This window comes from Pseudomonas sp. PS02302 (genome assembly GCF_029959585.1).
GTDB classification, from domain to species: Bacteria; Pseudomonadota; Gammaproteobacteria; order Pseudomonadales; family Pseudomonadaceae; genus Chryseomonas; species Chryseomonas aestiva.
Genome location: NZ_JASCON010000131.1, coordinates 1 through 7,148 on the forward strand (window position 1 = coordinate 1; position 7,148 = coordinate 7,148).

General features: G+C 69.2%; 7 protein-coding genes. All 7 read left to right on the forward strand.

The window, feature by feature from the left end:
- The first annotated feature begins 147 nt into the window (after nucleotides 1–147).
- Complete coding sequence (gene gudD, locus QMX82_RS25000; protein ID WP_282288583.1) at nucleotides 148–1,506, forward strand: glucarate dehydratase; 1,359 nt, start codon at nucleotides 148–150, stop codon at nucleotides 1,504–1,506.
- A gap of 205 nt (nucleotides 1,507–1,711) precedes the next feature.
- Nucleotides 1,712–2,422 (forward strand): YfdX family protein, encoded by a 711-nt coding sequence (locus QMX82_RS25005; RefSeq protein ID WP_282288585.1) that lies wholly within the window; start codon nucleotides 1,712–1,714, stop codon nucleotides 2,420–2,422.
- A 129-nt stretch (nucleotides 2,423–2,551) separates the two neighbouring features.
- Nucleotides 2,552–4,228, forward strand: coding sequence for a malonate decarboxylase subunit alpha (mdcA, locus tag QMX82_RS25010; protein WP_158896446.1), 1,677 nt, complete (start codon nucleotides 2,552–2,554; stop codon nucleotides 4,226–4,228).
- Nucleotides 4,228–5,085, forward strand: a complete 858-nt coding sequence (locus QMX82_RS25015; RefSeq protein WP_282288587.1) for a triphosphoribosyl-dephospho-CoA synthase — start codon at nucleotides 4,228–4,230, stop codon at nucleotides 5,083–5,085. The genes mdcA and QMX82_RS25015 overlap by 1 nt, the downstream gene beginning before the upstream one ends.
- Nucleotides 5,085–5,399: a malonate decarboxylase subunit delta gene (locus QMX82_RS25020; protein WP_282288588.1), complete on the forward strand. Its 315-nt coding sequence runs from the start codon at nucleotides 5,085–5,087 to the stop codon at nucleotides 5,397–5,399. Before QMX82_RS25015 ends, QMX82_RS25020 begins: the two co-directional genes overlap by 1 nt.
- On the forward strand, nucleotides 5,392–6,258 hold the full coding sequence (locus QMX82_RS25025) for a biotin-independent malonate decarboxylase subunit beta (protein WP_282288590.1): 867 nt from the start codon (nucleotides 5,392–5,394) through the stop codon (nucleotides 6,256–6,258). Before QMX82_RS25020 ends, QMX82_RS25025 begins: the two co-directional genes overlap by 8 nt.
- On the forward strand, nucleotides 6,255–7,070 hold the full coding sequence (mdcE, locus tag QMX82_RS25030) for a biotin-independent malonate decarboxylase subunit gamma (protein WP_282288592.1): 816 nt from the start codon (nucleotides 6,255–6,257) through the stop codon (nucleotides 7,068–7,070). Before QMX82_RS25025 ends, mdcE begins: the two co-directional genes overlap by 4 nt.
- Nucleotides 7,071–7,148 lie beyond the last annotated feature (78 nt).

Below are 7,148 nucleotides of genomic sequence, written 5' to 3' on the forward strand. Positions count from 1 at the left end.
GTCGGTGCCAACGCCCTGGTGGCCGCCATCAGTTACCTGTTCGTCGTCGGCGAGATCAAGCGTGTCGAGTTGCGCGGCGTGCCCACGCCGCCCGCCGAAGCCCCGCTCGCCACTGAAACCTCTCGCTGATCGCCAAGGAGCCCGACCATGACGCAATTCAACGCCACCCCCGCCCTGCACACCGGCACCCCGGTGGTCACCTCGCTGGAAGTCGTGCCCGTAGCCGGCCAGGACAGCATGCTGCTCAACCTCAGCGGCGCGCACGGTCCCTACTTCACCCGCAACGTGCTGATCCTCAAGGACAACGCCGGTCGCACCGGCGTCGGCGAGGTGCCCGGCGGCGAGACCATCCGCCAGACGCTGGAAGACGCCCGCCAGTTCCTGATCGGCCAGCCGCTGGGCCAGTACCAGCGCATCCTCGGCCAGGTCCGCCAGGCCTTCGCCGGGCGTGATGCCAGCGGCCGCGGCCTGCAGACCTTCGACCTGCGCGTCACCATCCACGCGGTGACCGCCATCGAAGCCGCCCTGCTCGACCTGCTCGGCCAGCACCTGGAAGTACCGGTAGCCGCCCTGCTCGGCGAAGGCCAGCAGCGCGATGCCGTGGAGATGCTCGGCTACCTGTTCTATGTCGGCGACCGCAACAAGACCCCCCTGGACTACCGCAGCGAAGCCGAGAGCGACGACGCCTGGTTCCGCGTGCGCAACGAAGAGGCACTGAGCCCCGAGACCGTGGTGCGCCTGGCCGAAGCTGCCTACGACCGCTACGGCTTCAAGGACTTCAAGCTCAAGGGCGGCGTGCTCAGCGGCGATGCCGAGATCGAAGCCGTCACCGCCCTGGCCGAGCGCTTTCCCGAGGCGCGCGTGACCCTGGACCCCAATGGCGCCTGGTCGCTCAAGGAAGCCATCCGCCTGTGCCGCGACCAGCACCAGGTGCTGGCCTATGCCGAAGACCCCTGTGGCGCCGAGAACGGCTACTCCGGTCGTGAAGTCATGGCCGAATTCCGTCGCGCCACCGGCCTGCCCACCGCCACCAACATGATCGCCACCGACTGGCGCCAGATGGGCCACGCCATCCAGCTGCAATCGGTCGACATCCCCCTGGCCGATCCGCACTTCTGGACCATGCAGGGCTCGGTGCGGGTGGCGCAGATGTGCAACGACTGGGGCCTGACCTGGGGTTCGCACTCCAACAACCACTTCGACATCTCCCTGGCCATGTTCACCCATGTCGCCGCCGCGGCGCCGGGCAAGATCACCGCCATCGACACCCACTGGATCTGGCAGGATGGTCAACGCCTCACCCGCCAGCCGCTGGAGATCAAGGGCGGCCTGGTCGCGGTGCCGCAGCAGGGTGGCCTGGGCGTGGAGCTGGATCTGGACGCCCTCGCCCGCGCCCACGAGCTGTACAAGACCAAGGGCCTGGGCGCGCGGGACGACGCCATGGCCATGCAATTCCTCTCGCCCAACTGGACCTTCGATAACAAGAAGCCCTGCCTGGTGCGCTGAGCCGCTTCCGCCCGCCAGCAGCGCCCGCTCCGGAATCTCCGGGGCGGGCGCTGTTTCCGTTTCAGCGTCCGACACATCGGATTACACCTACCGATAGCCTGCTAAGTGATCGTTAAGCTCACCGGATCGACACTAACCCCAAGGTATCTCGCAGCCCTGCCCGATACCCCGCGGTTCCAGTCACTTTCGTCTCCGGGAGAAGCACATGAACCTCAATCGTCGTATCGCCAAAAGCCTCCTTGTCCTGAGCATCGCCTCGGTGTTTTCCACCGCCGCCCTGGCCGACACCCGGCCCGCTGTCGCCACCCAGCAGGTCGCCACCCTGCCGGCGATTTCCCAGCAGGGCCAATCGGCCTTCAGGGACGTGATCGCCGCGCGCCAGGATCTCTTCGAAGGTCACGTCGATCAGGCCAAGCAGCAGCTGGGTGCCGCCGAGAGCGCCCTGCAGACGGCCCAGACCGACAAGACCGCCTATCTCAAGTCGGCCGGGGACCTGCGGGGTCAGGACGGCAAGCTCATGCAGGTCTCCGCGCAGGACGCCAAGGCCACGGCCTGGCTGCCGATCTGGAGCGGTATGGCGCTGCGTGACGACTATGTCGCCAGCCCGGCCAAGAATCAGGCCGTGGCCCAGGCCAACGCCAAGATCCAGCAGGGCGACACCCAGGGCGCTGGCGCGATCCTCAAGGTGGCCGGCGTCGACGTCGACTACTCGACCGCAGTGCTGCCGGCCCAGGAAACCCTGGACCTGGTGCATCGGGCCAACCAGGAGCTGGGCCACGAGCAATACTGGCAGGCGAACCTCACGCTCAAGCAGGTGCAGAACAGCCTGAGATTCGACAACGCCAATGTCGACGTGACCCCCACCAGCTGGTTCTCCAGGACCACCACGGTCTCTACCCCGGTCGACAAGACCTGAGCCTGGCGCAGGCCCCTGAGGCCCACGAAATCGTTAACTTCAGCGTAACGATTCCGTCCTCAGGTTCATTGAATGCCAGGGAGGCGAGGTCTAGGGTGACTCCACGACAGGTGATACGTGGAGACCCCAATGACAACGACATCCTCCCCACCGGCTCGGATCGCCAGGCGCCGCAGCGACAAGCAGCAGCGCCTGGACCGGGTGGCCACGCTGGCCGATGGCAAGGTGCTGCCCACCGCCTCCATCGTCGCGGCCCTGGAACAGCTGCTGGCCCCGGGCGACCGGGTGGTGCTGGAAGGCAACAACCAGAAGCAGGCCGACTTCCTCTCCCGCAGCCTCGCCCAGGTCGATCCGGCCCGGCTGCACGACCTGCACATGATCATGCCCAGCGTCGGTCGCGCCGAGCACCTGGACCTGTTCGAGCGCGGCATCGCCCGCAAGCTGGACTTCTCCTTTGCCGGCACCCAGAGCCTGAGGATCAGCCAGCTGCTTGAGGACGGCCTGCTGGAAGTCGGCGCCATCCACACCTACATCGAACTCTATGCCCGGCTGCTGGTGGACCTGATTCCCAAGGTAGTACTCAGCGCCGGCTTCATGGCCGATCGCGCCGGCAACATCTACACCGGCCCCAGCACCGAGGACAGCCCGGCGCTGATCGAGCCGGCAGCCTTCAGCGACGGCATCGTCATCGTCCAGGTCAACCAGCTGGTGGACGACGTGTCCGAACTGCCGCGAGTCGACATCCCGGCGGACTGGGTGGATTTCGTGGTGGTGGCCGATCGGCCCTTCTATATCGAGCCGCTGTTCACCCGCGACCCGCGCCACATCAAGCCGGTGCACGTGCTGATGGCGATGATGGCGATCCGCGGCATCTACGAACGCCACCAGGTGCAGTCGCTCAACCATGGCATCGGCTTCAACACCGCGGCCATCGAACTGATCCTGCCCACCTACGGCGAGCGCCTGGGCCTCAAGGGCAAGATCTGCCGGCACTGGACCCTCAATCCCCACCCCACGCTGATCCCGGCCATCGAGAGCGGCTGGGTGGAAAGCGTGCACTGCTTTGGCACCGAACTGGGCATGGAGGGCTATATCGCCCAGCGCCCGGACGTCTTCTTCACCGGTCGCGATGGCTCGCTCCGCTCCAACCGCCTGCTCTGCCAGCTGGCCGGCCAGTACGCCGTGGACCTCTTCATCGGCGCCACCCTGCAGGTGGATGGCGACGGCCATTCCTCCACCGTGACGCGGGGGCGCCTGGCCGGCTTCGGTGGCGCGCCGAACATGGGCCATGATCCGCACGGTCGGCGTCACCCCACCCCGGCCTGGCTGGACATGCGGCAGCAGACCGGCGACGGCGCACCGGCCCTGCTCGAACGCGGCAGGAAGCTGGTGGTGCAGATGGTCGAGACCTTCCAGGAAGGCGGCAAACCCACCTTCGTCGACACCCTGGATGCGGTGGAGGTGGCGCGCAAGAGCGGCATGCCGCTGGCGCCCATCATGGTCTATGGCGACGACGTCACCCACCTGCTCACCGAGGAAGGCATCGCCTATCTCTACCGCGCCCGCTCCCTGGAAGAGCGCCGGGCGATGATCGCCGCCGTGGCCGGGGTCACCGCCATCGGCCTGCGCAGCGATCCGGCCGAGGCCCGCCGCCTGCGCCAGGAAGGCCTGGTGGCCCTGCCCGAGGACCTCGGCATCCGCCGCACCGATGCCAGTCGCGAGCTGCTCGCGGCCAAGAGTATCGGCGAACTGGTGGAATGGTCCGGCGGCCTCTATCAACCCCCGGCCAAGTTCAGGAGCTGGTGATGCGCGCCCTCGCCCGCCGTACTTCATCGCCCGCCCAGCGCCTGGCCGAATTGGCCGTATCCGCCCTGGTGGACGAAGCCGAACTCTCGCCCAAGCCGGCCCTGGTGGATCGCCGCGGCCAGGGCGCCCACAGTGACCTCAGCCTTGGCCTGATGCTGACCTCGGCCCAGGCCCTGCAGCCCTGTTTCCAGGCCATGGCCGAAGTCGCCGAGCGGGGGCTGCCCGCCGCCGAACTACGCCGCCTGATCGGCCAGCTGGGGCGTGACGGCGAAGCCGCCATGCTGCAGGTCACCCACGGGGTCAACACGCACCGCGGCGCCATCTGGGCGCTGGGGCTGCTGGTGACGGCGACCGTGCATGAGCGTCCGGCTTCCGCCCAGGCGCTGTGCCTGGCGGCCGGGCGCCTGGCCAGCCTGCCCGATCCGGACGCACCCCAGGCGGCGCCCAGCCATGGCCAGCGCGTCGCCCAGCGCTATGGCGTCGGCGGCGCCCGGGCCGAGGCCGCCGCGGGCTTTCCCGCCATCCACCAGCGCGGTCTGCCGCAGTTGCGCGCCAGCCGCCAGGCCGGTGCGGGCGAACAGAACGCTCGCCTGGATGCGCTGCTGGCCATCATGACCGCGCTGGACGATACCTGCGTGCTGCACCGGGGCGGTCCGGCGGCCCTCACCACCATGCAGCAGGGCGCCCGCGCCGTGCTGCATGCCGGGGGCTGCGCCAGTCTCGCCGGGCGGCGCCAGCTGCTGATCCTGGACCGCCAGTTGCTGGCCGCCAACGCCTCTCCCGGCGGCGCCGCCGATCTGCTGGCCGCCACCCTTCTCGTCGATCGCCTGGAGCCCCGGCTCCCTGGAGACCTCTGATGGAACACTTCACCTGCCGCTATCCGGCCAGCCAGCGCCGCCAGGGCCGTACCCTGGTGGGCTGCGTCGGCTCGGGGGACCTGGAAGTCCTGCTCGAACCCGCCAACGCCGACTTCACCCTCAAGGTGACCACCTCGGTCAACGGCAGCGAACCGCGCTGGCGTGCCCTCTTCGACCGGCTGTTCGCCGCCCGTGAGGACCTGCCGGCCCTGACCCTGGACATCCACGACTTCGGCGCCACCCCGGGCGTGGTGCGCCTGCGCCTGGAGCAGGGTCTGGAAACCCTCGACCTGGAGGACAGCACCCATGGCTGAAGTCACCCATCCCGATGTCCAGGAGCTGCTGCACAGCCGCAGCTTCGTCGAACTCGGCGCCCGCGAGCGGGCCCGTGTGGTGCTCGATGCCGGCAGCTTTCGCGAGCTGGTCGGTCCCTTCGAACGGCTGATGTCGCCGTGGCTGCCCAAGCAGGGCATCGTCTGCCAGGCCGATGACGGCGTGGTGGTGGCCAAGGGGCTGATCGACGGACAGCCGGCGGTGGTCTGCGCCATCGAAGGCGCCTTCCAGGGCGGCAGCATGGGCGAAGTGGGCGGCGCCAAGATCGCCGGCGCCCTGGAGCTGGCGCTGGAAGACAATCTCGCCGGCACCCCGACCCGCGCCGTATTGCTGCTGGAAACCGGCGGTGTGCGCCTGCAGGAGGCCAACCTGGGGTTGGCCGCCATCGCCGAGATCCAGGCGGGCATCGTCGCCTTGCGCGCGCACCAGCCGGTCATCGGCGTCATCGCCGGCAGCGTCGGCTGCTTTGGCGGCATGTCCATCGCCGCGGGTCTGTGCAGCCAGCTGATCGTCACCCGCGAGGCCCGCCTGGGACTCAACGGGCCCCAGGTGATCGAGCAGGAAGCCGGCATCGAGGAATACGATTCCCGCGACCGCCCCTTCATCTGGAGCCTGACCGGCGGCGAGCAGCGGCTCGCCACGGGCCTGGCCGACGTCTTCGTCGCCGACGACAGCGCCGCCGTGACCGCCGCCATTCGCCAGGGCTTCACCCAGGGCGTTTCCGCTCCCCTGCGCAGCCAGCGGGCCGATCACTACCTGACGCGCCTCGCCGATCTCGACACCCGTCCCCAGGCGGACGCCGCCGCGGTCCGCCACCTCTATGCCGGAGACCAGCCATGAGCACCCAGCCTTCGCAACGCGGTCTGACCTGGTTCCAGGCGCTGGCCGGACAGGGCGAGGCCGTCGGCGGCCTGCCCGCCTCCCTGCGCGTCGCCGACCTCGAACTGGCCGGACGCCCCGCGCGCTGGCTGGCGGTGGTAGCGGATGGCGAGAATCCCTTTCCCCGCGCCCGCCAGGGTGAGGTGGGTCTGCTGGAGGGCTGGGGCCTGGCCCGAGCCATTCAGCAGGCCATCGCCGAGGATCGTGACGCCGCGGTGAAACGCACCCTGATCGCCCTGGTGGACGTGCCCAGCCAGGCCTATGGTCGCCGCGAGGAAGCCTATGGCATCCACCAGGCCCTGGCCGGGGCCGCCGGGGCCTACGCCGAGGCGCGCCTGGCAGGGCATCCGGTACTGGGCCTGCTGGTGGGCAAGGCCATGTCCGGCGGCTTTCTCGCCCATGGCTACCAGGCCAATCGCCTGCTGGCCCTGCGCGATCCCCAGGTGCAGGTGCATGCCATGGGCAAGGCCTCGGCTGCGCGGGTCACCCTGCGCAGTGTCGAGGAGCTGGAACGCCTGGCGGCGGACATCCCGCCCATGGCCTACGACCTGGACAGCTATGCCTCCCTGGGCCTGCTCTGGCGCCAGCTGGAGGTGACCAAGCCCGACCAGCCCTCGACCGCAGATCTGCAGCAGGTACGCCAGGCCCTGGCCGAGGCCCAGGCTGATGTGCTCGCCAGCGGCGCCACCGATCTCAAACTGCGGCTGGACGGCGCCAATCGCGCGGCCTCTCGCGCAGTACGCGAACGCCTGCGGGCGGGATGGCGCGCGTGATGAGCGGGCGCATGGCGGGATCGTTGGGCTTCGCTGCGCTCAACCCAAACTGCGAGGCTCAGGTAGGTTGGGTTGAGC